The sequence below is a fragment of the Phycisphaerales bacterium genome, from assembly GCA_040221175.1.
GTDB lineage: Bacteria > Planctomycetota > Phycisphaerae > Phycisphaerales > UBA1924 > JAHCJI01.
Window position 1 is genome coordinate 268,846 of sequence record JAVJVK010000004.1, and the last position, 25,198, is coordinate 294,043.

General features: G+C 65.4%; 24 protein-coding genes. 11 read left to right on the forward strand and 13 right to left on the reverse strand.

The window, feature by feature from the left end; translation table 11 throughout:
* Positions 1–3 precede the first annotated feature (3 nt).
* A complete protein-coding gene (locus RIE32_03350; GenBank protein MEQ9095280.1) occupies positions 4–837 on the reverse strand; it encodes a peptidylprolyl isomerase in 834 nt (277 codons plus the stop codon).
* A 355-nt stretch (positions 838–1,192) separates the two neighbouring features.
* Between RIE32_03350 and RIE32_03355 the strand changes: the two genes are divergently transcribed.
* From RIE32_03355 to serC, 6 genes are all read left to right on the forward strand, one after another.
* Positions 1,193–2,233, forward strand: a complete 1,041-nt coding sequence (locus RIE32_03355) for a type II secretion system protein (protein ID MEQ9095281.1) — start codon at positions 1,193–1,195, stop codon at positions 2,231–2,233.
* Positions 2,234–2,469: 236 nt separating this feature from the next.
* A complete protein-coding gene (locus RIE32_03360) occupies positions 2,470–3,522 on the forward strand; it encodes a type II secretion system protein (GenBank protein MEQ9095282.1) in 1,053 nt (350 codons plus the stop codon).
* A gap of 202 nt (positions 3,523–3,724) precedes the next feature.
* Complete coding sequence (locus tag RIE32_03365; protein ID MEQ9095283.1) at positions 3,725–4,768, forward strand: type II secretion system protein; 1,044 nt, start codon at positions 3,725–3,727, stop codon at positions 4,766–4,768.
* Between the two features lie 296 nt (positions 4,769–5,064).
* Positions 5,065–6,126, forward strand: a complete 1,062-nt coding sequence (locus tag RIE32_03370) for a type II secretion system protein (GenBank protein ID MEQ9095284.1) — start codon at positions 5,065–5,067, stop codon at positions 6,124–6,126.
* 141 nt (positions 6,127–6,267) lie between these two features.
* Entirely contained in the window at positions 6,268–7,248 is a 981-nt protein-coding gene (locus RIE32_03375) for a hydroxyacid dehydrogenase (GenBank protein ID MEQ9095285.1), read from the forward strand.
* 55 nt (positions 7,249–7,303) lie between these two features.
* Positions 7,304–8,425, forward strand: coding sequence for a phosphoserine transaminase (serC, locus tag RIE32_03380; protein ID MEQ9095286.1), 1,122 nt, complete (start codon positions 7,304–7,306; stop codon positions 8,423–8,425).
* Here serC and RIE32_03385 read toward each other — a convergent pair.
* Positions 8,422–9,486 (reverse strand): glycosyltransferase family 9 protein, encoded by a 1,065-nt coding sequence (locus tag RIE32_03385; GenBank protein ID MEQ9095287.1) that lies wholly within the window; start codon positions 9,484–9,486, stop codon positions 8,422–8,424. The genes serC and RIE32_03385 overlap by 4 nt on opposite strands.
* 60 nt (positions 9,487–9,546) lie before the next feature.
* On the opposite strand from RIE32_03385, the gene RIE32_03390 reads away from it, so the two are divergent.
* On the forward strand, positions 9,547–10,770 hold the full coding sequence (locus RIE32_03390; GenBank protein ID MEQ9095288.1) for a hypothetical protein: 1,224 nt from the start codon (positions 9,547–9,549) through the stop codon (positions 10,768–10,770).
* 23 nt (positions 10,771–10,793) lie between these two features.
* Here the strand turns inward: RIE32_03390 and RIE32_03395 are convergent, their stop codons facing one another.
* Complete coding sequence (locus tag RIE32_03395; protein ID MEQ9095289.1) at positions 10,794–12,485, reverse strand: GspE/PulE family protein; 1,692 nt, start codon at positions 12,483–12,485, stop codon at positions 10,794–10,796.
* A 183-nt stretch (positions 12,486–12,668) separates the two neighbouring features.
* Here RIE32_03395 and RIE32_03400 point away from each other — a divergent pair, with 183 nt between their 5' ends.
* The 3 genes from RIE32_03400 to RIE32_03410 all read left to right on the forward strand — a co-directional run bounded on the left by RIE32_03400 (position 12,669) and on the right by RIE32_03410 (position 14,897).
* On the forward strand, positions 12,669–13,187 hold the full coding sequence (locus tag RIE32_03400; protein MEQ9095290.1) for a DinB family protein: 519 nt from the start codon (positions 12,669–12,671) through the stop codon (positions 13,185–13,187).
* A 20-nt stretch (positions 13,188–13,207) separates the two neighbouring features.
* Positions 13,208–14,032 (forward strand): metalloregulator ArsR/SmtB family transcription factor, encoded by an 825-nt coding sequence (locus tag RIE32_03405; protein MEQ9095291.1) that lies wholly within the window; start codon positions 13,208–13,210, stop codon positions 14,030–14,032.
* Between the two features lie 265 nt (positions 14,033–14,297).
* On the forward strand, positions 14,298–14,897 hold the full coding sequence (locus tag RIE32_03410) for an SRPBCC domain-containing protein (protein MEQ9095292.1): 600 nt from the start codon (positions 14,298–14,300) through the stop codon (positions 14,895–14,897).
* 4 nt (positions 14,898–14,901) lie between these two features.
* Here the strand turns inward: RIE32_03410 and RIE32_03415 are convergent, their stop codons facing one another.
* From RIE32_03415 to RIE32_03425, 3 genes are read right to left on the reverse strand one after another with little or no spacing between them, the layout of a single operon-like run.
* Positions 14,902–16,170: a SpoIIE family protein phosphatase gene (locus RIE32_03415; protein ID MEQ9095293.1), complete on the reverse strand. Its 1,269-nt coding sequence runs from the start codon at positions 16,168–16,170 to the stop codon at positions 14,902–14,904.
* Positions 16,171–16,229: 59 nt separating this feature from the next.
* Positions 16,230–16,733 carry a DUF192 domain-containing protein gene (locus RIE32_03420; protein MEQ9095294.1) on the reverse strand — a complete coding sequence of 168 codons (504 nt, stop codon included), beginning with the start codon at positions 16,731–16,733 and terminating at the stop codon, positions 16,230–16,232.
* Positions 16,712–17,662: a glutamate--tRNA ligase family protein gene (locus RIE32_03425; protein ID MEQ9095295.1), complete on the reverse strand. Its 951-nt coding sequence runs from the start codon at positions 17,660–17,662 to the stop codon at positions 16,712–16,714. Before RIE32_03425 ends, RIE32_03420 begins: the two co-directional genes overlap by 22 nt.
* Positions 17,663–17,792: 130 nt before the next feature.
* Here RIE32_03425 and RIE32_03430 point away from each other — a divergent pair, with 130 nt between their 5' ends.
* Positions 17,793–18,095 (forward strand): 4a-hydroxytetrahydrobiopterin dehydratase, encoded by a 303-nt coding sequence (locus tag RIE32_03430; GenBank protein ID MEQ9095296.1) that lies wholly within the window; start codon positions 17,793–17,795, stop codon positions 18,093–18,095.
* 16 nt (positions 18,096–18,111) lie between these two features.
* On the opposite strand, the gene RIE32_03435 is transcribed toward RIE32_03430, so the two are convergent.
* The 7 genes from RIE32_03435 to RIE32_03465 all read right to left on the reverse strand — a co-directional run bounded on the left by RIE32_03435 (position 18,112) and on the right by RIE32_03465 (position 25,176).
* Positions 18,112–18,462 (reverse strand): 2Fe-2S iron-sulfur cluster-binding protein, encoded by a 351-nt coding sequence (locus RIE32_03435; GenBank protein MEQ9095297.1) that lies wholly within the window; start codon positions 18,460–18,462, stop codon positions 18,112–18,114.
* A gap of 125 nt (positions 18,463–18,587) precedes the next feature.
* The gene (locus tag RIE32_03440) at positions 18,588–19,703 is read right to left on the reverse strand and encodes a putative sugar nucleotidyl transferase (GenBank protein MEQ9095298.1); all 1,116 of its coding nucleotides are present in this window, start codon (positions 19,701–19,703) and stop codon (positions 18,588–18,590) included.
* Positions 19,704–19,731: 28 nt separating this feature from the next.
* A complete protein-coding gene (locus tag RIE32_03445; protein MEQ9095299.1) occupies positions 19,732–20,292 on the reverse strand; it encodes a hypothetical protein in 561 nt (186 codons plus the stop codon).
* Complete coding sequence (locus tag RIE32_03450; GenBank protein ID MEQ9095300.1) at positions 20,289–21,152, reverse strand: rod shape-determining protein MreC; 864 nt, start codon at positions 21,150–21,152, stop codon at positions 20,289–20,291. The genes RIE32_03445 and RIE32_03450 overlap by 4 nt, the downstream gene beginning before the upstream one ends.
* Before the next feature lie 79 nt (positions 21,153–21,231).
* Entirely contained in the window at positions 21,232–22,293 is a 1,062-nt protein-coding gene (locus RIE32_03455; GenBank protein ID MEQ9095301.1) for a rod shape-determining protein, read from the reverse strand.
* 367 nt (positions 22,294–22,660) lie between these two features.
* Positions 22,661–23,491, reverse strand: a complete 831-nt coding sequence (locus tag RIE32_03460; GenBank protein ID MEQ9095302.1) for a DUF4198 domain-containing protein — start codon at positions 23,489–23,491, stop codon at positions 22,661–22,663.
* Between the two features lie 74 nt (positions 23,492–23,565).
* Positions 23,566–25,176, reverse strand: coding sequence for a DUF4331 domain-containing protein (locus tag RIE32_03465; GenBank protein MEQ9095303.1), 1,611 nt, complete (start codon positions 25,174–25,176; stop codon positions 23,566–23,568).
* Positions 25,177–25,198 lie beyond the last annotated feature (22 nt).

Sequence of the window (25,198 nt, forward strand, 5' to 3'; positions counted from 1 at the left end):
ATTTCAGCGGACCTGGTTTTCCCAGCTCCACTGGAGCGACTCATCCAGCGGCTCGACACGCATCGCGGCCCGAAGCCGCTCAAACAAGGCCGCCATTGCGCGCTGCTCGGCGTCCAGTTCCAATCGCTCGATCAACTCGCCACGCACCGATTCGGGCGGCGCCTGATCCGCCGAACGCTCATTCACGACGTACGCCACCGCGAATCCCTCGTCGAGTGCGATCACCGGCGTCAGCGTGCCCACGGCGGTTTCGAAGACGGCCTCACGGAACGCATCGGGGTACGTTGCGTCGAACCGTCCAACGGGGTCAAGCAATCCGCCGCGTGAGGCCGAGACGTCGCTGCTGTGCCTGGTTGCCAGCATCATGAATCGCGCCTCGCCCGACGCTCGCGACTGTGCGAGCGCCGCGGCAACCTCGGCTCGGTGGCGGGCAACCTCGCGCTCGCTGGCCATGACCAGCACCCGCACCTCGCGCCGCGCGCCATAGAGCACCTCATACAACCGGGCGATGTCGGCCTCGGTCGGGGCGGCAGCGTCATCCCTCGTCAGCTTGCGCGCCAGGGCATTGCGGCGGAGCAGGCCTTCGAACCACGTGGGTCCCCACCCACGTCGCGCCCGCGCCTCCGCCACGATGCGGCCGCGCTGCTGCCGATCGGTCAGACCAACACCCGCCAGCGCGCGCTCCACGATCGCACGCTCCGCCTTCAGGTCATTTTCGTCGACCTGCACGCCCGCGCGGTCAGCCTCGCGCGCCACGGCTCGATCAAGGGCGATGGCCTCGAGCCCGGCAGCCCCAGCTCGCTCGGCCAGCAGCGGCCAGAGGTCTTCGCGGGTCACCAGCGTGCCGTCGATGAGAGCCGAACGCGAAGCGGGCTGAAGGCGTGTCGGTCCGGCGTCGAAATCGCTCCCACGTTCGGTGGAAGAGCAGCCAATTCCAAACAAAATAAGAACAAGCGTCGCCGGCTGGCCGATTTTGAGGATTCGGGACGAAAAAAGGGAACCGGAACGCTGCAAAAAGGTTTGTGGCATTCCGGAATGATCGGGTACACTGCCAAGACGTCAAGGGCCGACCCGAATATGTGTGATGGTTCCGATCAGCCATTCGCCGGGTCGTAGGGGGTTCTTGCTCGGGGGCCTCGTGGCCTCGCCAATGCCCGGTGATCGGCGGGCAGATCCAGGAAGGATGGACGACATGCTGCCAACCTCAAGGCTGCACCGGCTCGGGAACCGCCCGGGCTTCACCCTCATTGAGTTGCTGGTGGTCATCGCGATCATCGCTCTGCTGATCAGCGTCCTGCTGCCCGCCCTTGGCGAAGCCCGCAAGTCGGCCCGCCTGGCCATCTGCATGGGCAACATGAAGCAGTTCGGCTTCGCGACGGGTACGTACGCCGCCGATTACCAGGATCGCCAGTGGGGCTTCACCTGGAACGACAGCAACGACTGCGCTCAATCGGAGTTCGGCGATCTGCGGGCGGCGGCCAATCCGATGCAGGCCGCGGCCAACCAGGCCATCGACATCCTGCGCCGCCGAGCGACCCGCGACGACATGCCGCGTGTCACCGGCTGGATCCCCTACGTCTACTACAGCCACCTCGTCGTGAACGACTACCTCGCCCAGAAGCTGCCCGAGAAGATGGTCGTCTCGCCCGCCGACCGCGACCGCCTGAACTGGCAGGAAGATCCGGAGAACTTCTTCGATCAGAACTACTGGTTCCCGCGCCAGCCCACGGCCTCGAGCCGCAACAAGCGCTGGCCGTACAGCTCCAGCTACCAGCTCGTGCCCGCAGGGTACGACCGCACCGCCAACCCGGGAGATCGCGTTCGCCAGGCGAGCGCCCACTACTCCTACGGCAGCACCAGCCGCACCAAGCTGGGCGACGTGCGCCTGACCGCCGTCGACAGCCCGGCCCAGAAGGCCCAGATGCACGACGCCGAGGGACGCCACTTCGGAAAGGAGCCCATCTGGACCGGCTACGACCAGTGCCGCCAGCCCGTGCTCGCCTGGGACGGCTCGTGCATCGTGCGTCTGAGCCAGGATTTCAATCTCGGCTGGATTCCCACCTCGCCGACCAGTTCGCAGTACACCCGCATCAGCTACCAGCCCCGCGCGTGGGAGGCCCCCACCTTCACGGGCGCCACGTCTGACATCACGCCCGGCAAGCTCCGCTGGACGCGTGGCGGCGTGAAGGGCATCGACTTCGGCGGCACCGAGATCGATACCGGCCAATACTAAGCCCAACAGGCCGGGCCAAGTAGACCGGGCCGAGCCCGTGTCACCAACATGAATCTTCGCATAAACCCGCATAATGTGCGGGTTTTGTTATAGTTACCCTGAAAATTCTCTGGACATGGATCGAACTCTCTGGTAATCTCAAAGTGTCGGGCTTCCCCCCGATGCGACGCTTCGGTGTTGCCTCGTGTTCTGGCCGCAACGGCGCGTCGCCCAAGGCTCTTTGGGGAGTACGAACCATGTTGCGAAACATCTTGAATCACACCGGGACCAACGGCGTTCGCCGCGGCTTCACGCTCATCGAATTGCTGGTGGTCATCGCCATCATCGCGCTGCTCATCAGCGTGCTGCTGCCCGCGCTGGGCGAGGCTCGCAAGACAGCGAGACTGGCCATCGATCTGGGCAACCTCAAGCAGTTTGGGTTCGCACTTGGAACCTACTCGGCCGACTATCAGGACCGCATCTACGCGTTCACCTGGAACGATCAGGACGACATCCGCCGCAACCGACAGAGCGATGCGGGTGGGCCGCTGACCGGCACCACGGCGATCCAGGCTTCGGCGGCTCAGGCCACCGACATCATCCGCTACCGCGCCAACCGCCCGGACTTCAACCAGCCCTCGAGTTGGATTCCCAACGTGCTGTACACGCACCTGGTGGTGAACGATTACCTGGCCCAGAAGCTACCCGAGAAGATGGTCGTCTCGCCCATGGACAAGTACCGCCTCCAATGGCAAGAGGACCCGCAGAACCTGTTCGACCAGAACTACTGGTTCCCATACCAGGAGCCGGCGAGCAATCCCAACATCCGTTGGCCCTACAGCTCGAGCTATCAGGTGGTGCCGGCGACGTACGACGCCTCGCAGGAGGGCAGCCGGATCTACCAGAACCCCAGCAGCCATCGCTCCTATTTCATCCCCGGCGGCGCCAAGATCGGCGAGCTGCGAATCACCGCGGTCGATGCGCCCGCCCAGAAGGTGTTCATGCACGACAGCAACGACCGCTACAGCAAGCAGGAGCTCTTCTTCGCCTTCCCGGATGCCAAGTCCACGATCCTGATGTTCGACCTTTCGGCCGGCCAGCGTGTCACCGACGACGCCAACCTGGGCTGGGATCCGCGGTCGCCGCGCTCCACGACACCCATGCGCTTCGTGTTCGACGCTTCGTCATCTGCCTGGGAGCCCCAGGCCCGCAGCCCCTCGCCGGTCAACGGCTACTACCGCTGGACCCGCGGCGGCCTGAAGGGCATCGACTTCGGCGGCACCGAGATCGATACCGGCCAGCTCCGCTGATCAACTCGTGAGGGTGCCGATTCGACCCGCGGATTGGCAAAAATCCGACATGAAAGCCGTTCGACCCGCGATTTAGTCTGGAATCGCGGGTCGTTTTCGGTTAGTCTGAGGTTCAGATCGTGTAACGCCCGAGTTTGTTCGGTATTCTTCCGGATTATCGCGGGATGTGTTCAAGGACGACCTGGACCGAAGGGGACCCATCATGAAGAACACGCGTGCCGCTGCCACGGCCAGCCTCCGCCAGAAGATGCGCGGATTTACCCTCATCGAGCTGCTGGTGGTCATCGCCATCATCGCGCTGCTCATCAGCGTCTTGCTGCCCGCCCTTGGCGAGGCCCGCAAGACCGCCCGCCTGGCCATCGACCTGGGCAACCTGAAGCAGTTCGGCTTCGCCTTGGGCACGTACTCGGCCGACTACCAGGACCGCATCTACGCGTTCACCTGGAACGATCAGGACGACATCCGCCGCAACCAGCAGTCCGAAGGCGGTCCGCTGAGTGGTGGCTCGCCCATCGCCGCAACGGCCGCTCAGGCTACCGACATCATCCGCTACCGGGCGAACCGCCCGGACTTCAACCAGCCCGGCGGCTGGATCCCCAACGTCCTCTACACCCACCTGGTGGTGAACGACTACCTCGCCCAGAAGCTGCCCGAGAAGATGGTCGTCTCGCCCATGGACAAGTACCGCCTGCAGTGGCAGGAGGATCCCAAGAACCTGTTCGACCAGAACTACTGGTTCCCGTTCCAGGAACCGGCCTCGGGCTCGAACAAGCGCTGGCCCTACAGCTCGAGCTATCAGGTGGTTCCCGCCTCGTATGACGCGTCGCAAGAGGGCAGCCGCATCAGCCAGGCCACCCACCGCTCCTACTTCGTTCCGGGCACCGTCAAGCTGGGCGACCTGCGCATCACCGCGGTGGATGCGCCGGCCCAGAAGGTCTTCATGCACGACAACGTCGATCGCTACGCCAAGACCGAGCTCTACCACGCCTTCCCCGACGCCAAGGCGACCATCCTCATGTTCGACCTCTCGGCCAACGTCCGGGTGACCGATGATTCGAACCCGGGCTGGATGCCCAATTCGCCTCGTTCGACCAGCCCCACGCGCTACCAGTTCGTGGGCGGCTCGGCCTGGGAGCCCCAGGCTCGTGCCGACTCGATCGTAACGGGCTACTACCGCTGGACCCGCGGCGGCCTGAAGGGCATCGACTACGGCGGCACCGAGATCAACACCGGCCAGCTCCGCTGAGCCAGGCTCGCCAACCGATCCTCCAGAAGGAAACTTGCCGGCCGGGGTGGGAACACTCAGGCCGGTTTGCCTGTTAAGATATCGTGACGGAAAATTTGCGCGTGCCACCTGTCTCCATGCATCCAAGGCGGCATGACACGCGTACAACCACCGTTTGGAGCCTGCCGAGCCGCTTCGATCCGGACTCGGCATCCCACCTGTTCGGCATACGGCCGGATCGAGAAACGACCCGAGCAACGCTCGGCACGGTATCCAAGGAGCCCCCCTCGTGGGAGGCAGTGGAGGACACACGCAACATGATCACTCTCGCTGACCGCATCCGCCGTTCTCGCGGCGCCACCTCCGGCCGATCGGGCTTCACGCTCATCGAGCTGCTGGTGGTCATCGCCATCATCGCGCTGCTCATCAGCGTCTTGCTGCCCGCCCTTGGCGAGGCTCGCAAGACCGCCCGCCTGGCAATCGACCTGGGCAACCTGAAGCAGTTCGGCTTCGCCCTGGGTACCTACTCGGCCGACTACCAGGACCGCATCTATGCGTTCACCTGGAACGACCAAGACGACATCCGCCGCAACCAGCAGTCCGATGGCGGCGGCCTCACGGGCGGCACGGCCATCCAGGCGTCGGCGGCTCAGGCCACCGACATCATCCGCTTCCGCGCCAACCGGCCGGACTTCAACCAGCCCGGCAGCTGGATCCCCAACGTCCTCTACACCCACCTGGTGGTGAACGACTACCTGGCCCAGAAGCTGCCCGAGAAGATGGTCGTCTCGCCGATGGACCGCTACCGCCTCCAGTGGCAGGAAGACCCCAAGAACCTGTTCGACCAGAACTACTGGTTCCCGTTCCAGGAGCCGGCCAGCAACCCCAACATCCGCTGGCCCTACAGCTCGAGCTACCAGGTCGTGCCCGCCTCCTACGACGCCGGCCGCACCGCCTCGGAGCGCCTGTACCAGAACCCCAGCAGCCACCGGTCCTACTTCGTGCCCGGCGGCGCCAAGATCGGCGAGCTGAAGATCACCGCTGTCGACGCACCGGCCCAGAAGGTGTTCATGCACGACAGCAACGATCGCTACAGCAAGCAGGAGCTCTTCTACGCCTTCCCCGATGCCAAGACGACGATGATCATGTTCGACCTGTCGGCCGGCCAGCGCGTCACCGACGACTCGAACCTTGGCTGGGACCCTCGCACGCCCACGCAGGATCGTGCCATGCGGTTCGTGTTTGACCCCACCGGTTCGGCCTGGGAGCCCCAGGCGCGCGGCCCGTCGGCGGTCGACGGCTACTACCGCTGGACCCGCGGTGGCCTCCAGGGTATCGACTACGGCGGCACCGAGATCAACACCGGCCAGCTCCGCTGATCTGAAGCCTGCATCTTCGCAGAACACGCACTCGGCCCGCCACTTGGCGGGCCGTTTTCGTTGGTGGTGCGCTAGGATTCCGCCAACGCCCGCGGGGCGGCCCGCGCGGGGCCGCACGTGGTGGCCGAGGAGGTTTGCCCGGTGCGAGTGCTCATCGCCGACAAGTTCGAAGATTCCGGAATCAAGGCCTTGAAGCAGGCCGGTTGCGAGGTGGTGGTCGAGCCCGGGCTCGGCCCGGACACCTTGCCCGAGGCGCTCTCGAAGCACCAGCCGGAGATCCTGATCGTTCGTTCCACGAAGGTGCCCGCCAACGTCATCGAGGGGCAGAGCTCGCTCAAGGGCATCATCCGTGCGGGCGCCGGCCACGACAACATCGATTCGGCCGCCGCCAGCTCAAAGGGCGTGGCGGTGTGCAACTGTCCGGGCATGAACGCCGTGGCTGTGGCCGAACTGGCGATGGGCCACATCATCAACTGCGACCGTCGCCTGCCCGCTCAGGACGCCGAGCTGCGCACGGGGCACTGGAACAAGAAGGAGTACGCCAAGGCCCGCGGACTCAAGGGCCTGACGCTGCTGCTGGTGGGCATGGGCGCCATCGGGCGCGAAGTGGCCTCCCGCGCAAGCGCGTTTGGCATGGACGTGGTCGGCTGGTCGCGCAGCCTGACGCCCCAGAGCGCCGACCAATACGGCGTGCGCTTCGGCGGTAGCAGCCAGGATGACCTGAAGAAGTTGCTGGGGCAGGCCGACGTGGTCAGCATCCACGTGGCCGCGACGCCCGAGACCAAGGGCATGTGCGATGCGGCGTTCTTCGCAGCCATGAAGGACGGCGCCTACTTCATCAACACCGCTCGCGGAACGCTGGTGGACGAGGCCGCCCTGCTCGAGGCCATCAAGACCAAGGGCCTGCGCGCTGGCACCGACGTGTACCAGAACCAACCCGGCACGCCCGACGAGGCGTTCCAGACCCCCCTGGCCGCCGAAGGCGTGTGCTGCTCGCACCACTGCGGCGCCTCGACCGATCAGGCCCAGCAAGCCGTGGCGGACGAGACCGTCCGCATCGTGACCGAGTATCAGAAGACCGGATCGTTCATCAACGTGGTGAACCAGCTTCAGCCGGCGTGAGCACCGACCAAACCAGAAGCACGACGCAGATTTCATGCGAGAGGAGATCGATACCATGACGGCATCGGCAACGCGCGGCACCCTGATCGATTCGGCACAGACGCGCAGCACGTTCAATTTTTCGGCAGGTCCGGCAGCCTTGCCCGAGGCCGTGCTCCGGCGCGTGCAGCAGGACATCTGGGACATCGATGGCAGCGGCATCGGCATCATGGAGCACAGCCACCGTGGGCCCGTGGTCGACGGCGTGTGGGAACGTACCGAGGCCGCGTGCCGGAAGCTTGCCAACATCCCCGATGACTACGCCATCCTCTACCTCCAGGGCGGCGCATCAACGCAGTTCTCGATGGTGCCGGCCAATCTGCTCCCCGACGGGGGCACCGCCGACTACATCAACACCGGCACGTGGTCGAAGAAGGCCATCAAGGAAGCCAAGCTGTATGGCTCGGTCAACGTGGCGGCCAGCAGCGAAGAGAGCAACTTCGACCACATCCCCACCGACTTGAAGTGCTCGGACAATCCGGCCTACCTGCACTTTACCAGCAACAACACGATCTTCGGCACCGAGTTCAGCACCGAACCCACGTGCCCCGATGGCTCGTTCCTGGTGTGCGACGCGTCAAGCGATATCTTCAGCCGACCGATCGACGTCAGCAAGTACGGGCTCATCTACGCCGGAGCCCAGAAGAATCTGGGCCCCAGCGGCGTCACCCTGGTGATCGTTCGCAAGGACATTGCCGAACGCTGCGAGCGCACGCTGCCGAGCATGGGCATGTACAAGACCCACGCCGAGAACGACAGCCGCTACAACACCCCGCCGGTGTTCGGCGTCTACGTCATGGGCGTGGTGTTCGACTGGATTCTCGAGAACGGCGGCCTGGAGGGCATGGGCGTTCGCAACGCTGCCAAGGCATCGACGATTTACGATGCCATCGACGAGGGCTTCTACAAGCCCCATGCGAAGACCGGTAGCCGGTCGATGATGAACATCACCTTCAACTGCCCCAACGACGAGCTGAACAAGAAGTTCCTCGAAGAGGCGCAGGCCCAGAACTTCGACGGCCTCAAGGGCCACCGATCGGTCGGCGGCATCCGCGCGAGCATCTACAACGCCTTCCCGCCCGCTGGCTGCCAGGCGCTCGCCCAGTTCATGCGAGACTTCGCCCAACGCAACGGTTAACGCTGCCGGAGTCGAGTCATCGCCGCCTCGATCACTTCGTCCGCCGCGATCGCCCGCATCATGCCGGCGTTCGCGGCGTTCTTGTGCGCGCTGGCATGATCCGGCCGCTCGTGCTGCAGGACGTCGGCTTCACGCCGATAGGGGCCGACCAGCCCGGTTAGCGTCGGGCCGAACAGGGCCACCAGAGGCCGTTCAAAGCCAACCGCCATGTGCAGGACGGCCGAGTCGTTGGCGACGACCAGCGACGATCGCTGGACGATGGCCATGAGTTCTCCGATGCCGGTGCGACCCACAAGATCCCGGACACGAGGATGTCGATCAGCCAGTTCGCACGTGCGTGGACACTGGTTACGCTCGCCACGACCTCCCACGATGACGATGGATGCGTTGGACTGGTCCAGCAGCGCATCAGCCAACTGGGCAAATCGTTCGTCTGGCCACTGCTTGGCGGGCCACCGGCTGGTCGGCGCGAGCACCACCAGCCGCCCATCGGCCGGTTCGCCCACCATGGCGGCCGCCGCCGTGCGCGCCGCCGCGGTCGTGTACAGCCGCATGTCGGGCGCGTCGATCGGCTCGGCAGCGCCGTACGAGTCGATTGCCGCCTGAGCCAGGGCGAGCATCTTGTCCACCGCGTGTTGTCCCGGTGGTGTCGGCACGCGACGCGTATACGCCAGGTGGGCGAGCTCCCGGGCATCGGCCGCACCAACTCGCACCGGAGCCGCCGTCGCCATGGTCATTAGTCCGCTTCGCATGAGCCCCTGGCAATCGACGACCAGGTCGTAGCGGCGGCGGCGCAGGCCGTTGCCCCAACGCAAGGCGGCAATGAACTTGTCTGGTCTGGCCAAGGGCGAGAGATCCCGGCGTGGGAACGCAACCGCCTCGCTCAGCGCCGGATGGGCGACGATGGCCTCGGCAAAGGCGTCCTGCACCAGCCAGTCGATCGTCGCGTGCGGCCAGCGGGCCCTCAGGGCGGCCAGCACCGGCACGCTGCGGCACACATCGCCCAACGCGCTCGGGCGGATGATCAGGATTCGCCGGGGCTGGCTGTCTGGAGGCTCCACCGCCCAGTGTATCGGTGATTGTCCCGTGTGGGAGCGGCGTCGGGGCTCTATGCTGGAGGCATGAAGCAACGCGTTCTGCTGGCGTGTCTGACCCTGATCATGCTCCTCACCCCGAGCACATTGGGCCAGGGCACCGAGATCGAGGTTCAGCCCACCCCACCACCGCAGCAGGCGCTCGCGGCCATTCGCACGTCGGGGCAGGTTCCGCCCGAGGACGTGCAAGAGGCCGTCGAACATCTACGGGACGCCATGCTCCACATGAGCCAGTTCCGATCCCTGGGTGAGGCCGACGGCGTCGCCGCCCTGGTGCGGCTGGCGTTGGCCACCATGAGCATCGGTTCCGGCGCCACGGTCGTGGTGACGGGGATCGAGCCGGACCCACAGAATCCGGCACACGCCAGGAAACTCCACATCGCCGCATCGCTCTCGCTAAGCGGTGAAGCCGACGTTGATCGACTGGTCGGCGCATGGCCCGCTCCTGACGGGGATGGCCTCGTGTTCATCCGAGAGAGCGATGCTGGCATCGAACTCTGCTTCACGAAAGTCGACTTCAAGGAAGGGTTTCTTCGACCTGACGCACTCGATCCCTTCGCTTCGCACACGCCCGAATCCGCCGGTGGCGTCGAGTTGATGCTCGATCTGGAAGGACTCCGACGCGCCTGGCCGCAGTCCCTGGCCGATGGTCCCGCTCGCCGAGTCGTCGCCGTGACCGGTCTGGCCAACGCCCGCAAGATTCACGTACACGTGCCCGAGTCGAGTGCCGTGCGCCTGGCATATTCGAGCCGGGCCCTCCCACCCGAAGACGTCACGACCCGCAGCGGCCCCGTGCCCGACGCTGGGAATGTTGGGGCCCGCTGGCCGGCCCTCTTCGACGCAGGCCTGCGTACCTATGCCGTAGCGCTCGAGCCGGACGACCGCGAGGCGTTTGGCCGGCAATTCCAACAGTGGATGGGCCAGCACGGCAACCGGCTGCGCGGCATCGTTCAGGCCGTCGAGATCGGCATGAGCTGGTCGATCGACTCGACCGAAACCGGGCTGCGCACACGCATCGTGGTCCCGGTACGCGAGGGCATCGAAATCCCAAACCTGACCGAGGCGCTCAAGGCAACGCTCACCGGCGCAGGCTTCTCGGTCGAAGGTGATGCCGGTACGCTCTCGCTGCCTCCGACAGTTGCAGACGCCTTTGGCGGTTCCGCACTGACCATCCAACTCGAACAAGTGGAACAGGGTGAAGGCCAAGACGCTGATGCGGCACCCGCACGCATCGTGGTGACGATCGAGTAACGGCTGTCGTACGGGGGACTGACCTATACCGTCAGCACGCGCATCACTTCGGAAATAGTCGTCTTGCCCGCCCGGGCTTTTGCGAAACCGTCCTGGCTCATGCGGGCCAGCACGCCGTCTTCCAGGGCGTGGGCAGCGATCTCGCCCGCGCTGCGACCGTGCATGATGTCGTCGCGCAGGCGATCGCCGCTCTTCATCAGTTCATAGAGCCCGATGCGCCCGCGGTAACCGCTCTGGCGGCACTCGCGACAGCCCGTGCCCTTGGTGAGCGTCCCGTCGTCGTTGGGCGTGAATCCCGGCGGCAGGTCGGTTGGCTCGGGCGTGTAGCTTTGAGCGCAGTGCGTGCAGACCCGCCGCACTAGCCGCTGGGCCAGCACGCCCTCGACGCTGCTGGAAACCAGGAACGGCTCCACGCCCATGTCGAGCAGTCGCGTCATGGCGCCCGGAGCGTCGTTGGTGTGCAGCGTGCTGAACACCAGGTGGCCGGTCAGCGAGGCCTGCACGGCCGTCTCGGCCGTCTCCTTGTCGCGGATTTCGCCGATCATGACGACGTCCGGGTCGTGTCGCAGGATTGATCGAAGGCCGGCCGCGAACGTCAGGCCCACCTGCTGGTTCACCTGGATCTGATTGACACCGGAGACGTGGTACTCGACCGGGTCCTCGACCGTGATGGCCTTAATCTCATCGCTCACGATGCGGTTGAGCGAGGCATACAGCGTCGTCGACTTACCCGAGCCGGTCGGCCCGGTGACCAGCAGGATGCCATAGGGCCGCTCGATCAGTTGATTCCAGCCATCCTCGATCCACTGGGGCATGCCCAAGTCGCTCAACGCCATGAGCACCGCGGACTTGTTGAGGATGCGGAGCACCACGCCCTCGCCGAAGAGCATGGGAATGACGCTCACGCGCAGGTCGAATTCCTGGAGCACCATTCGGCCGTTTGCGTCGGGTACGCGCTGCTTGAGCGTGATTCGGCCATCCTGCGGCTTGCGCTTCTCGGCGATGTTCATGTTCGACATGATCTTCAGGCGACTGATGATGGCCGCCGAGAAGCGGTTGATGGTCTCGGGCACGTTGGCACGCTGGAGCACGCCGTCGATGCGATACCGAACCACTAGCTGGTGTTCGTAGGGCTCGATGTGGACGTCGGTTGCGCGTTCACGGACGGCCTCGAGCAGCAGGTCGTTGACCAGCTTGATGACGCTGGCTTCCTGGGCCTGCTCGATCTCGTCCTCGTCTCCCTTGGCCTCGACCTGAACGCCGGCCTCGGCCGAAAGCGCATCGAGCGTGTCCGAACCCACACCGTAGTTTGCCCGAATGAACCGTTGCAGGCCATCGTCGTCGGCCAGCACCACCTCGATGCTGTGGCCGGTCAGCAGACGAAGCTCGTCGAGCACGCCCAGCTCGAAGGGATCGCTGGTCGCGACCGTCAGCGTGCCGTTCTCGCGGCGGATGGGCACGCACCGCTGCTTGTGCACGAGGCTGGCCGGCAAGGCCTGGAGCACCTTGGGCTCAACGACCATGGAGTCCAAGTCGACCACGTCCAGGTGGAACTGGTCGCCGATGGTCTGGAGGACCTGGTCGGGGTCAACAAGCCCCATGCGGACCAAAACCCGGTCCAGACGCTCGCCCGAGGACCGCTGCTGGTCCAGGGCGCGGTCCAGTTCTTCCTGGGTGATGACCCCACGGTCGAGTAGTACGGTTCCGATTCCCATGGATACACAGAGTGTATTGCCCCCTGGCTCAGCCGTAACGGGCCTTTACAGCCCGCCGACCGTTTTTCTGGTTATGGGGTTGACACGCCAGCATATTCATGTTACTATTTAGTCACATATTGGTCCACGCTCAAACGCGGCCAATGCTGACCAAAGACCGCATTTCCCGCCAGGAGTTTCGACATGCCCGACGCACCCTCCGCCGCCCAGTCCTTCACCCACGTTCGCGACGGCCTGCGCAACATGGAGTTCGCCCGGACCCTGCTGCTCGAGATGGCCAAGGCCACGCCCGACGAGAAGTTCTACCAGCCCCCGGCCCAGGGCGGCAACCACGCGGCCTGGAACCTCGGTCACATCGCCGTCACCGACGATCTGGTCCGCGCCCAGTTGGGCGGTGGCGAGCCCGTGCTGCCCACGGAGTGGCACGACATGTTCAAGGGTGGCAGCGAGTGCAAGCCGGGCGCGGAGGGGCACCCCAGCCGGGAAGAACTGCTCGACGGTCTTGCTCGATCCCGCGCGGCCGTGGTTTCCTGGTTCAGCGGCCTGAGCGAGAGCGAACTCATGGAGCCGCTCTCGGGCGGCATCGCCCAACTGGCAGCAGACCGCATCATGCTCATGGGCTCGCTGGCATCGCACGAGGCCTTCCATGCCGGCCAGATCAGCACCGCGCGACGCGTGTTCGGCATGCCTCCGCTCTTTTAGGCCTGCTGGTCTGAATCGGCATGGACGCGAGCACACATCCGCCGCAGGCCGGCGTCGCCGACGCCGTGTGGAAGGCCCTGAGCGATCCCACACGGCGGGCCATCCTCGATCGCCTGCGGCAGGGCCGATCCACCACAGGCGAGCTGGCCGGCGCGTTTCCGGCACTCAGTCGGTTTGCCGTCATGAAGCACCTTTCGGTACTCGAAGAGGCCGGTCTGGTCGTGGCTCGCAAGGAGGGGCGCCAGAAGTTCAACTACCTCAACGCGGTACCCCTGCGCAGGGTGTACGAGCGTTGGGTGAGCAGGTACCAGGACCGGTGGGCGGGGTCGCTCGTCGGCCTGCAGCGGCTCGCCGAGGGCGAGCATGCCAGCCAGGGAGAACGCGAAATGTCCACGCAGACGATCAACGTCTCGGCTACGGTGGTGCAGGCCGAAGTCACCATCGACGCACCGCCCGCCAAGGTGTATGACCTGTTCTTCGACCGCCCGAACGACTGGTTCTACGAGAGCGAGGAAAGCCGCAAGACGCAGACCACCATCGCCGAACGCAAGATTGGCGGCCACTTCTACATCGAAACCAAGCGAGATGCGGGCCCTCCCGACCAGAACGTCATCGGCACGTTCACCATGCTCAAGCCCGGCCGGAAGATCCGGATGCGTGGCGATTGCACCATCCCAAGCGCCTTCATCGCGAACATGACCATCACGTTCGAGCCGGCAGGTCACGGCACCCGGGTCAGCGTCGAGCATCGCATGGCGGGCGAGTACGACGAATCGTTGCCCGCTGGCTTCGAAGAAGGCTGGCAGGACGGCCTCCAGAAGCTCAAAGCGCTGGCCGAGGGCTGAAGACCCCTACCGCAACCGGACCACGTAGTGGTCGGGCGAACGATCGAAGTCGCGGGCTCGCATCGTCGGCAAACCGACGCACTACAAATGCGATAAACAACCCAACGCCCTCTGTCGGCTTCCTGCTCTGCGGCTTGTTCGGCCGGGGCTCGACCATTCTGGCGACTGTACGACTCTTGCTCGATGAGGGCTGGGCGCGACGGGCGTGCAAGGCCGACCGACTCTCTGCCAAGAAGGAGGCGAGTGGATCCGCAAGGAGGATGCAATGGCACGCGGGGTGAAGGGATTGGCAGCGGTGGTCGGTCTTGCCGTAGGCTTGTCGGTGCTGGCGATGTCGCCGGCAGGCACGCAACGGAGCACGGGCATGGCCGAACAAAGCTCACATGGGAACCTGGTCGTCGACGGCTCGCGCCACGTGGCCGACGCCACCGATCGCATGATCGTCGAGTCACGCATCGTGCCGGCCACCCCGGCCGAGTGCTGGGCGAGGTGGACCACGGGCCAGGGTGTGGCCGGGTTCATGAGCAAGCACAACTCGATCGAACTGCGGATCGGCGGGCCCTACGAGGTGTACTTCGCCATGCAGTTGCCCGAAGGCCTCCGCGGATCGGAAGATTGCCGGATCCTCAGCTACCTTCCCGAGCGCATGCTGAGCTTCGAGTGGAATGCGCCGCCGACGTTCCCCGAAATTCGTCAGGAGCGCAGCCGCGTGGTCGTGCTCTTCGAACCGGTCGAAGGCGGGACGAAGGTCGAGCTCACGCACCTTGGCTTCGGCCGCGGCAAACAGTGGGACCAGGTCTATGCGTACTTCACCAAGGCGTGGCCCCGCGTGATGGACGGCTTCGCGATGCTGGCCGAAGCCTGAAGCTTCAGGCGGCCTGCTCTCGTGACTGGGCGACGGGCTTGAGCGCGATGGCAACGGCCGTCAGGTCGTCCTGTTGATGCAGCGAACCCGCCTGGCAGTCCACGCGCTCGGACAGCCGGCGGATAGCGCTGGCCGTACAAGCCTCTTCGCTGCGCCCGATCCACGGGAGGTTCGCAAACTCGGTGAGGTACGCCTGCACGTCCAGCTTCCCGTTTGCCGAACCCAAAGCCGCCTCGTCCGCGTCGGGGAAGGCAGTCTCGAATCCGTCGCTATACAGGAGGAGCGTCTCGCCCGGCTGGAGCGTAAACGTAATCTGCTGATAGGGCTCGCCTTCGAAGACGCCAAGGAGTGCGCCTCCGGAGTCGTAGGATCGCTCCTCATCGCCGCCCAACACCAGTGCCGGCGGGTGGCCCGCGGTGCACAAGGTGACCTCACGCGTACGCAGATCGAGCGTCCCGCAGATCGCCGTCGCGAAGCGCGAACGTCCCCGTTGGGTGCGCACAAGGTCGGCATTCAGCGCGGTCATCGCTTCGGCCGGGGATCGCGTCGCCGCACCGCTCCGAAGGCTCCGAGAGATCACCATCGTGAGCAAGGCCGCGGGAACGCCGTGCCCCACGGCATCGGCCACGAAGAACCACAGGCGATCCTCGTCGATCCGCGTGACGTCGTAGATGTCGCCGCTGACGTACGTCGCCGGGCGGTACATCACGCCGAACTCCAATCCGTCGGCTTCGGGCAGCTCGGCAGGCAGCAGCTCCTGCTGGATGGCCGCCGCCAGGTTCAATTCCTCGTGCATGCGGTCCATTTCCTGGCGCACGCCGCCTTGAGCGCCCGTCAGGATGCGTAGCTCCTGTTGCAGCTCGACGATGGAGTCCTGGCGACCCAGCAGCGCCTTGAGGGCGGTGGCGATCGCGTGCGGGTCCAGGGCCGTATCGGCCCCGAGCAGCCCGCCACGGGAGATCTGGCTGCGCATGTCCGCCGGCATGCCAGGCATGAGCACGAAGCCAAAGGACGACACGTCGTGGAGCAGATGGGCAAACGCCACGATGGTGGCCTTGGGCGTCCCCTCGTCAAGCAAGACGAGCACGGCGTGCGCCCGAGCGGCATCGCTCGACTCGCTCTGGGCGATGAGCGTGTCGGCCAGATCCCCCACATCCACGAATTCGGCCTGCGGAGCCTCTGCGCCCCAGGCAGCGCGGATCGCCTCCCAATAGGCCAGCGAATCACCGCCCGAAGGGTCGGAACTTGCCACGATGATGCCCGGTGTTGCCAACGCGCGCCCTCCCGAGGCGCGCCAAGGCGGCGTGCCCCTCCTCTGGAAGGGCTATCGGCTCAGCGAGCCATCTTCTGAAGCCGAGCGAACTCCAGTTCGACGGTATCCCCGCGCTCCAGGCCGAGTTCTCGGAGCTTGCCGGCCTGAAACTCCAGGGCAAACTGGGCGGCCGCGTTGCTGGGGTACCTCGTCAGCCGCTGTTCGTAGGCCTGGCGGCTCTCGCCCTCCAACTGCGGCTCAACGGGCATCTCGTGCGTCGCCACGACCGTGCCGAACTGATCGAGAAACGCAATGTCGATGGGCACCAGACAATCACGCATCACGAATTCCAGCCGACGGGGCCTGGGAAACACGAAGATCATGCCACCGTCGGGCTCGATCTGCTCGCGTCCGCCAAGCCCTTTGAGCCGCTTCGCATCGTCGGCCGCGATTTCCAGGAAGAACGTCTGCCCGTTGATCGTGATCGTCTCGACGTCGTTCGAAACGGCTTCGTTTGGCACGCAGGCGCCAAGCAGCACGCAGGCCACGGTGAAAAGGAAAATCAGGATCGTCCGAGAAGCCATGCGTCGTCCTCCGGCGTAAAGCGGGCGGGCCCGCGGGGCATGGTATCGAGGTCAAAGCGCTCGGCGAACTCGGCCGCGTCCATCGCCACCCGTGGCTGCTCGGGCATGCTCCACGAGGCCAGTAACCCCCAGATGCGCTCGATCGGCACGCCCCGCGCCCGATACGCCACCAATCTGCTGTCGCCGTGCCGCTTGGCAAGCCGACGGCCATCGGGCCCGAGCACCAGCGGGAGATGGGTATATATGGGCGTTGGAGAGAGCCCGAGGGCCTGGTACAACAGCGCCTGCCTTCCGGCCGAATCGAGCAGATCATCGCCCCGCACCACCTGGGTCACGCCCTGGCGGGCGTCGTCGACGACCACGGCAAGTTGGTACGCCGGCATGCCCCGCTTGGTCCATATGACGAAGTCACCAGCCTCGGCTGCCGGGTTGATCCGGGAGGGCCCCAGGAACGCGTCGTCGATCTCGACATCGCCCTCTGGCGTGGCAAACCGCCAGTTCGTTTCCCGGGCTGTGAATGGGGCTGGAGCGAGCGGCACGGGTCGGGCGACCGCAGCGGGCGCGCCATCGCCAGCATGCGGCGCCGATGCGGCCGCGGCGATCTCTCCCCTGGTCAATTCGCAGGGATAGGCCATGCCGCCGGCCGCCAGCGCCTGCATCGCGTCAACGTGAGGGTCCAGGTGCTGGCTCTGGATCACGGGCCCCTCGTCCCAGTCAATCCCCAGCCACGCGAGGATGTCGAGGGTCTGGTCGATCGCGCCGGGCTTCACACGCGGGCCGTCCAGGTCTTCGATCCGCATCGCGATAGCCCAACCGTGCCGGCGCGCGAGAATCCAGTTCACCGCGAAGGTCCTCGCATTGCCCAGATGCAGGGCGCCGGTGGGTGACGGGGCCAATCGCGTCTTCTGGGCTGGCAGGGCGGGGTTCACGGGGGCATTTGTAGGGAAGGCGTTGGGGCCGGGTTGGTTGGCCCGCCCCGGGCGCTACCGTTGAGGCCCGGCGGGCGGCACGTGGAGGAGTCGCGGGCCCCCGGATTCCGGCGGGATGGAGTGTGGCACGATGGAGAAGCTCTCCGAAGCCGAGGTGAAGGATCGCCTGGCGAATCACCCCGAGTGGACCGAGGTCGGCGGCGAGATCCAGCGGACCTTCGAGTTCGCAGACTTCAAAGCATCGATCCGGTTCGTCAACGAGGTGGCCGAAGAGGCCGAACGCGTGCAGCACCACCCCGACGTGCTGATCCGCTATTCAAAGGTGACCCTGACGGTCTCCACCCACGACGCCGGAGGGATCACCGTCAAGGACTTCGATCTGGCGAGTTTCGCCGATCAGGCGGCCGACGCAATCACCGCCGCGACCGCCTAAGTATCGCAAGGGGCCGCTAGTGCGGCACTTCCTTGACGGCGTTTCGATTCCAGGCGGGCACCCGGACCACGATGGGTCCATCGCCCTCAACCTCGCATTGACAACTCAGGCGGCTGTTCATCTGGAGCCCGGGAGCCTCCTCGACGCGGTCTTCCTCTGCCTCGGTGGCCTCAGCCACGTCGTCCATGCCCTTCTCGACATAGACGTGGCACGTGGAGCAGGCACACACGCCTCCGCACGCGTGCTCGATATTGATGCCGTTGTCGATGGCGACCTCGAGAAGATGCTCGCCCTTGGCGGCAAGCACTTCCCATTCCTGCCGGTCCGAACCGGTCAGGGCCTCGGGGTCTTCCAGAATAAACTTCACGGGAACCTCCTTGGGCCCGTGATCATGATCGCTATGGCGTAGGTGCATACCTCAGGTTAGGCTCGCTGATTGCGGCTTGGAATCGTTCCAGACAACACCATTCGGGATGTCTGGTATCCGCCTGCTCAGTCGCCCGCGAGCGCCTCGAAACGCTCGATCTCTGCTTCGCTCGGCTCGGCGTCCCGGCGCTGCATGGCTGCTCGCGCCACCTCCAGGAACTTCTCGGTCCGGTAGGCCTTCTCACCGGCGTCGGTGACCCATCGCATCGCACGAACGCGACCGGTGATGGGCTTGGCGGCCGCCCACATCGTCCCCGTGCCGACCACGGCACCGGTCATGATGCGGGTGCCGATCGCGGTCTTGACGTGGTCTGCCAGGATGCAGCCCATGAACGTCTCGCCCGTTCGCTGGCGGTCGATGACGACCTGGCCGTACGTGTTGAGCAGATTGCTGTTGGTGGTGCCCGCGCCCAGGTTGCACCATGCGCCAACGTAGCTGTCGCCGAGAAACCCCTCATGCGCCTTGTTCGCGTAGCCCTGGAAAATCACGCCCGTGATCTCGCCGCCGACCTTGCAGACCGGACCAATCGCCGTGTACGGACGGATGGTGGCGTGCTCGATGATCGTCGACCCCGGGCCGACGTATGCCGGCCCGATGACGACGGCATGGTGGCCGACGCGTGCGTTCTCGTCGATCACGATGGCGCCGTTGCTCGCGTCGAGTACGGCACTCTCGGCAACCCTGGCTCCTTCCCGCACAACGACGCCCTTGGCCGGAGCCATCGATGCGAGATCATTAGAAATGCACGCGTCCCGGTGCGTGCGCACGTGCCAGCATCGCTCGAGCAGGCCGGCCCGGTGCTCGCTGGTCGAGTATGAGGCCGGGTCCAGCGCATCGGCCCCACCACCACCGACACGCGCCGCGAGGAGGGTGTTACCGCTCACCAGCGCCTGGCCCGCCTGCAGGGCGTCGATCGCATCCAGGTCTCGGGCCGCCAGGGGCCATCGGCCGTTGACGACTACGGATTCCTCGGGCGGCGCGTCGTTCACGGTCTGGCGAGGATGAATCACCTTGGCGATCGCCGCCAAAGACTCGGGCACGATGAGCGCACTGGGCTGCATGCCCGCGTTGGTCCACCGCTCGAATGCGGTCCACGCGCCCGTGCGGATATCGAAGGCGGGCCGCAGGTCATTCAGCGGCGCCAGTTCGCCCTTGCCGTCATCGAAGAGGATCAGCTTCACGCCCTGCTCCTTTAGAAGTCCACGAAGCCTATGACCGACGTTGCCAGGGCCGGGGGCTGTTTCCGGTGAAGCCCAGAAGCGGTGCGATGGCGATGAGCAGCAAACCGAGCGGCAGGGCAAGGATCGCGGTGTAGCCGGCGGACCCGAGGCGAACGAGGATCTCGCGCCCGGGTTCAAACGCCAGAGGGGCGCCGGTGAGCTTCTGGATGGTCAGCAGGATGACCACGACGACCTGTGCCGCCAGGACGCCGAAGAGCGTCAAGACCGAGAGCGTGGCCAGGTGATGGCGCACCAGCTTGCCGCGGAGCGTCAGGATGACCTGCGCCATGAGCACGCTGCCCAACGCATACGGCCCGATGAGCGGCTGGGCCGCACCGGCGAGCATGGGCCAGCCGCCGGTCAGGTCGAGCGTGAGCCCAAGCACCAGGCATGCCCACACCGCATGCATCGGCGGCGCGCTCAGGGCGATGTAGGCGCCCATGGCGAGCAGGAAGCTCGGCTGGACCGGGCCGATGGCAAGGGCGTCTCGCAGCCCACGCTCGAGCCCCAAGAGGAGATACGCGATGATGGCAAAGACGGGCCAGTTCACGGCGTGCCATCCTCCGACTCGTCTTCCTGCGGATCGATCGGTACGCGCAGCACGACTTCGCTGACTCGCTCGAGCGGCACCGTGGGCGCGACGGTGATGATGGTTCTCGTCGGTTCGTCGGGCGCCGGCGCCACCTCCACGACCTCGCCCACGATCAGCATCTGAGCGCTGCGCGGCCACGTTTCGTCGCGCAGTCGCACGGTCATGCCGATCGAGATCTCCACTGGTGCGCGGCGGGTCTCATCAAACACCCAGGTCGCAGGGCCTGAGAGCATGCCCCCGCCCGCGGGCTCGAGCCGGCACTGGATGCCGCTTTGCAAGTCCTCTCCGGTCATCACCAGGGCCATCAGTCCACCGGCGGCATCGTCGGTTATGGGGCGCACGACGCACCAGGCCCCCGTCACGCGCTCGACGCGCCCCAGCAACTGGAGCCCCTCCACGACGGCCACCGAGTTCTCGACCACGCCTCGACCGGTGCCGGCGCGTACCTGCAACGCGCTGCTCGAAGCCTCGCTGAAGCGACCGATGACTGGCGCGGCAACCTGCTGCACGCCCAGCTCGGGCGTCAACTCAGCGCCGCGCTGGAGCTCGAAGACCAGCCGCCCGAGTTCGCGGACCTTCAGCTCCAGGTCGAGCGCACGCTGGCGGGCGACTTCGAGTTCCTGCTTGTACTGTTCGGCCAATGCGGGATCGGCCATCCGCCGGAACGGGCGAGTCAGTGGGTCGCTGACCCAGCGGACGGCGTTGCTGACCGGCGCCGACACGGTAACGGCCACGTCGGCAAAGCCCGTCGTCCAGCGCGTGTATCGCATGGGCGTGATTGCGAGCAGGAACAGCACGACCAGGCTGGCACGCAGCAACGTTCGAGCACTGGGTCGTCTGGAGAATGGTCCGGCCATGTCGCCCCGGAAGTCACGGGCTGATCAGTCGACCGGCCCGTTACACGTCGATGTCGTTCTCGAGGGTGGCCTTCCACTCCTCGATGTGCTCCAGGTAGATCGCCGTTCCGCGGGCCACGCAGGTCAGCGGATCGTCTGCCAACTTGCACTCAAGCCCCGTGGCCTTGCGAAGCACCTCGGGCAAGCCACGGAGCAAGGCGCCGCCACCGGCGAGCATGATCCCGTTCTCGACCAAGTCGGCCGCGAGTTCCGGCTCGACCTTTTCGAGCGTGCGCGTCACGGTCTCGATGATCTGGCTGATCGGTTCGCTAAGGGCCTCGCGGATCTCTTCGCTGGTGATGGTTGCCTTTCGCGGCAGGCCACTGATCATGTCTCGACCACGTACCTCGATCGTGCTCTCATCGCTCGACTTGCTGGCCGAGCCAAGCTCGATCTTGATGCGCTCGGCGGTCTGCTCGCCGATCATCAGGTTGTACGTGCGACGCATGTGGTTCATGATCGCCTCGTCCATGTCGTCGCCGGCAACACGCACCGACTCGCACACGGCGATATCAGCCAGCGACATCACGGCTACTTCCGTGGTGCCGCCGCCGATGTCCACGATCATGCTGGCGGTCGGCTCGGCCACCGGAAGCCCGGCCCCGATGGCCGCGGCAACGGGCTCCTCAAGCAGGTACGTCCGCCGGGCGCCGGCGTGCTCGGCGCTGTCGAACACGGCCCGCTTCTCGACGGCCGTGATGCCGCTGGGCACGCTGATCACCACGCGAGGGCCGATGAAGCCCCAGTTGCGTGTGAGTTGGTTCACCTTGCGGATGAAGTAGCCCAGCATGGCCTCGGTGATCTGGAAGTCGCTGATCACGCCATCCTTAAGCGGGCGCACGGCAGCGATCGAGCCGGGCGTCTTGCCCAGCATCTCCTTAGCCATCCAACCGACGGCCTGCCCGTTCTTAAGCACCTCGTTGGTGCCCTTGCGCACCGCGACCACGCTGGGCTCGTTGAGCACGATGCCCTGGCCTCGCACGGCAACCAGCGTGTTACAGGTGCCCAGGTCGATACCCATATCGACACTGAACAAGCTCGTGATACGGTCTAGGTACCGCACTGCCGCGTCGCCCTCCTGGCCAGCCGCCGCGGCGTCATTGCGACGGATACTCCGCATGGGGCGATCCATCGGCCCCGGCGGACGGCAGGCGTGAGATTATAGGAATCGGTCAGCATCCTCAAGCGTGCTTGGGGCCACTTTGGTGCGCACATTCTGCGAACAGCATCGAACTACCGAACAAATACCGTTCTATAGATCGCTCGCAAGAATCGCTGCATTCCGCTCAATCCTCGCCTCTGGTCGACCGATACAACAAGCAAGGCCGGCCCGAAGGCCGACCCGGACAACCAAACGAGGCGACGGAAGCCGCCGGGCGACCATGGGCATGACGCCTACGGTGGCCCGTTGCCATTTGGGCTGGGTGCTATCAGCCTGCCGTGGGCGGAAGTACGACCTGGAAGGTCAAGGACGCCCAGAAGCTCTTCCAATCGGCGTCTTCACGATCATCGGTCCGAATCATGTGGAGGCACGTCAGCATCCACGGACCGGATTCGTCCAGCGGAACATCTGCAAATCCGTCTGCGTCGGTCTGTAGCACGCGACTGGCCGATTCCTCGTGCATCCGCTGCTGCGAGACCGCGACCACCCGAGCATTCGGCAGGGGATCGCCCCGGTACAGCACCCGCACACGAGCCTGCCCGCCGGCAAAGGCCTCGTCGAGCGGCTCGAGCACCAGTTCCAGCGGCAATCCAACGATGCGGTCCCGCAGGCTGGTTGCCCCTGTCGATGGCTCGTCGAAGACGCGTACCAGCGCCTTGGCGCATCGAACGTACACCTCGATCCCGGGCTGGTCAGACTCTCCCCGTGCCTTCCGCTGCTCGACCACGTGGTCAAGCCCCTGCTCGTCCAGGTATGCGGCAAACCGCTCAGCACCTAGTTCGCTGCGCACCTCCTCGCTCTCGTACACGACGATGTTGGTTCCGGCGTCTCCAAAACGCGCCACGTTCGTCGACTGTCCATGGCGTCCCAGGACGGATTGCACTTCGTTCGACGAAATCAACTCGAACCGCTTGACGTACGGGTTGTTTCGCGGCACGAATTCGCCGTCGAAGCGGTGCCCGTGCATCAGGAAGAACTTGCCCAACGCACCGGGTCTGGCCTCGAACGTGCCGGGCCGGATCCAGAACTCGTGGGCGTTGACTTCGCCAACGAGCGAGAGAAGGGCGCAAGCGATCGACAGCATGATTCGCACGGACATGGCCAGATTCCTCCCATTGCAACGATGAAGATCCGCGATGCGTGTGACCGCACCGCGGAACAATGAACGCGTGATTAACGGAAGGCCCCGGCGCGCTCCCAGATGTTGAAGAACTCGAGCACGTCGAAGATCGTGATGGCGCCGTCGCCATCGATATCGGCAAGGTCAAAGTCCGTCGGCGTGCGATCCTTGCTGTTGTTCGTCCCCGCGTGCGGCGTCGCGGCGTACGGGAACACGGCGTGATAGGGCAGGTCGTTCTCGGTGACGTTATCTCCGACGAGCGTGATCTCGCCGTAGGACGGGCCGCTGGCGACGGCGGTCAGCGCGATGTCGACGACGTCGTCTCCGAAGCGGCGCCCGTTCGGCCAGCCGCTAGAGACGCCGTCCACGTCGGCAGTGAGATCGCCGCCGATGAAGCCCAACCGGCTGAAGCCGTCGTCGCCCTCGAGACGAACCGGGCCGGTGGTGGTGGCGACGCGGATCACGTCGGGAATGAACACCGCGAGCAGGTCGGCGCGCCCTTCGGTCGCGAATTCGGTGCCATAGACAAGGTTGATGAGCGAAGCCACCTCGGGGTTCTCGGCGTAGCTTGCAAACTGTGCGTCGTCGATCGGATCGGTCGCGTTGAATCGGTCCTTGTCGGCCAGCGCCACCAGCACCTCGTTGAACAGCGGATTGCCCAGGCGATTGACCTGCACCCACGGCCCGCTGGAGCGGATGTCGTCGCCGGCGACGCGTTCGGTGAACTGACGGCGTGCCACCGATGCATACACCCCCACCCCCTGCTGATCGCCGAAGAAGGCATCGGTGTATGGCAACTGGGGCAACGCATCGAGCGGGATCTGCACGGCCAACGTCAGCACGTTGAAGCCCTTGAAGCCGTCGACGCCGTTGCCGTCCTGGCCCAGCCCATCGCCCAGATCACCATCGCGATCCAGGATCCTGGGATTCAGCAGGTCGAACACCCCCGGCACGTCGGCAAAGAAGCTATCGTCACGCGTGCCAGCGAAGAACACGGTGCCTCCGGTGCCATCCGTAATGGCCTGCTGCGTGTACGCATCCAGTTCGTCGAACGATCCGGCGCCAGACAACGCTGCCCCATCGGCGTCGTTGTACAGCGGCGTCACCCGATTGCCCGGATTGGGTGGCCCGGTCACGGCATCGCTCACCAGCACGGTCGACCCACCATCGTCGACGCGCTCGACCGCGTAGGTCTGGGTGAAGTTCTGCCGCGCGTCGCCGATCTCCATGATCGCCCCCGGCTCGGTGCCCAGGCCATAACTGAGGATGGTGTCGGGATTCTTCAGCCCGCCATCGACGTCGGAGAACGTGAAGTCATAGCGAACGAGCGTTTGCCCGGTCATCGGGTCGGCAACGTGCAGGCTGTACCGCGCGTCGTCGGCGAATCGCTCGTAGTGCGGACCATCGCCCGGCTCGACGAACGGGCGGACGTTGGCCACGATATTGAGCACTTCGACGCTCGGGTCGTCGTACTTGACGCCCACGAACGCGTAGACGTCGGTGAGATTCGCCATGGGATCCTGATCGATCAGCGGAGCATCGCTGTGGCTGGACGCATGGCTCGCAGGCGTGATCATCGCGGCCACGCCTGCCAGGGCGATCATGGACGCGGCGGCGGTGACGCCGGTGGAGGCACGCGCCAGTGTTGCTCGATTCAAAAGCATCGTCATCTCCTTCGCACGTTGG

Excerpts from the sequence above, each read along its gene's own strand:
- RIE32_03355 (MEQ9095281.1), top strand. The coding sequence starts at position 1,193 with ATGCTGCCAACCTCAAGGCTGCACCGGCTCGGGAACCGCCCGGGCTTC.
- RIE32_03360 (MEQ9095282.1), top strand. The coding sequence starts at position 2,470 with ATGTTGCGAAACATCTTGAATCACACCGGGACCAACGGCGTTCGCCGC.
- RIE32_03365 (MEQ9095283.1), top strand. The coding sequence starts at position 3,725 with ATGAAGAACACGCGTGCCGCTGCCACGGCCAGCCTCCGCCAGAAGATG.
- RIE32_03370 (MEQ9095284.1), top strand. The coding sequence starts at position 5,065 with ATGATCACTCTCGCTGACCGCATCCGCCGTTCTCGCGGCGCCACCTCC.
- serC (MEQ9095286.1), top strand. The coding sequence starts at position 7,304 with ATGACGGCATCGGCAACGCGCGGCACCCTGATCGATTCGGCACAGACG.
- RIE32_03390 (MEQ9095288.1), top strand. The coding sequence starts at position 9,547 with ATGAAGCAACGCGTTCTGCTGGCGTGTCTGACCCTGATCATGCTCCTC.
- RIE32_03395 (MEQ9095289.1), bottom strand. The coding sequence starts at position 12,485 with ATGGGAATCGGAACCGTACTACTCGACCGTGGGGTCATCACCCAGGAA.
- RIE32_03400 (MEQ9095290.1), top strand. The coding sequence starts at position 12,669 with ATGCCCGACGCACCCTCCGCCGCCCAGTCCTTCACCCACGTTCGCGAC.
- RIE32_03405 (MEQ9095291.1), top strand. The coding sequence starts at position 13,208 with ATGGACGCGAGCACACATCCGCCGCAGGCCGGCGTCGCCGACGCCGTG.
- RIE32_03410 (MEQ9095292.1), top strand. The coding sequence starts at position 14,298 with ATGGCACGCGGGGTGAAGGGATTGGCAGCGGTGGTCGGTCTTGCCGTA.
- RIE32_03420 (MEQ9095294.1), bottom strand. The coding sequence starts at position 16,733 with ATGGCTTCTCGGACGATCCTGATTTTCCTTTTCACCGTGGCCTGCGTG.
- RIE32_03430 (MEQ9095296.1), top strand. The coding sequence starts at position 17,793 with ATGGAGAAGCTCTCCGAAGCCGAGGTGAAGGATCGCCTGGCGAATCAC.
- RIE32_03460 (MEQ9095302.1), bottom strand. The coding sequence starts at position 23,491 with ATGTCCGTGCGAATCATGCTGTCGATCGCTTGCGCCCTTCTCTCGCTC.
- RIE32_03465 (MEQ9095303.1), bottom strand. The coding sequence starts at position 25,176 with ATGCTTTTGAATCGAGCAACACTGGCGCGTGCCTCCACCGGCGTCACC.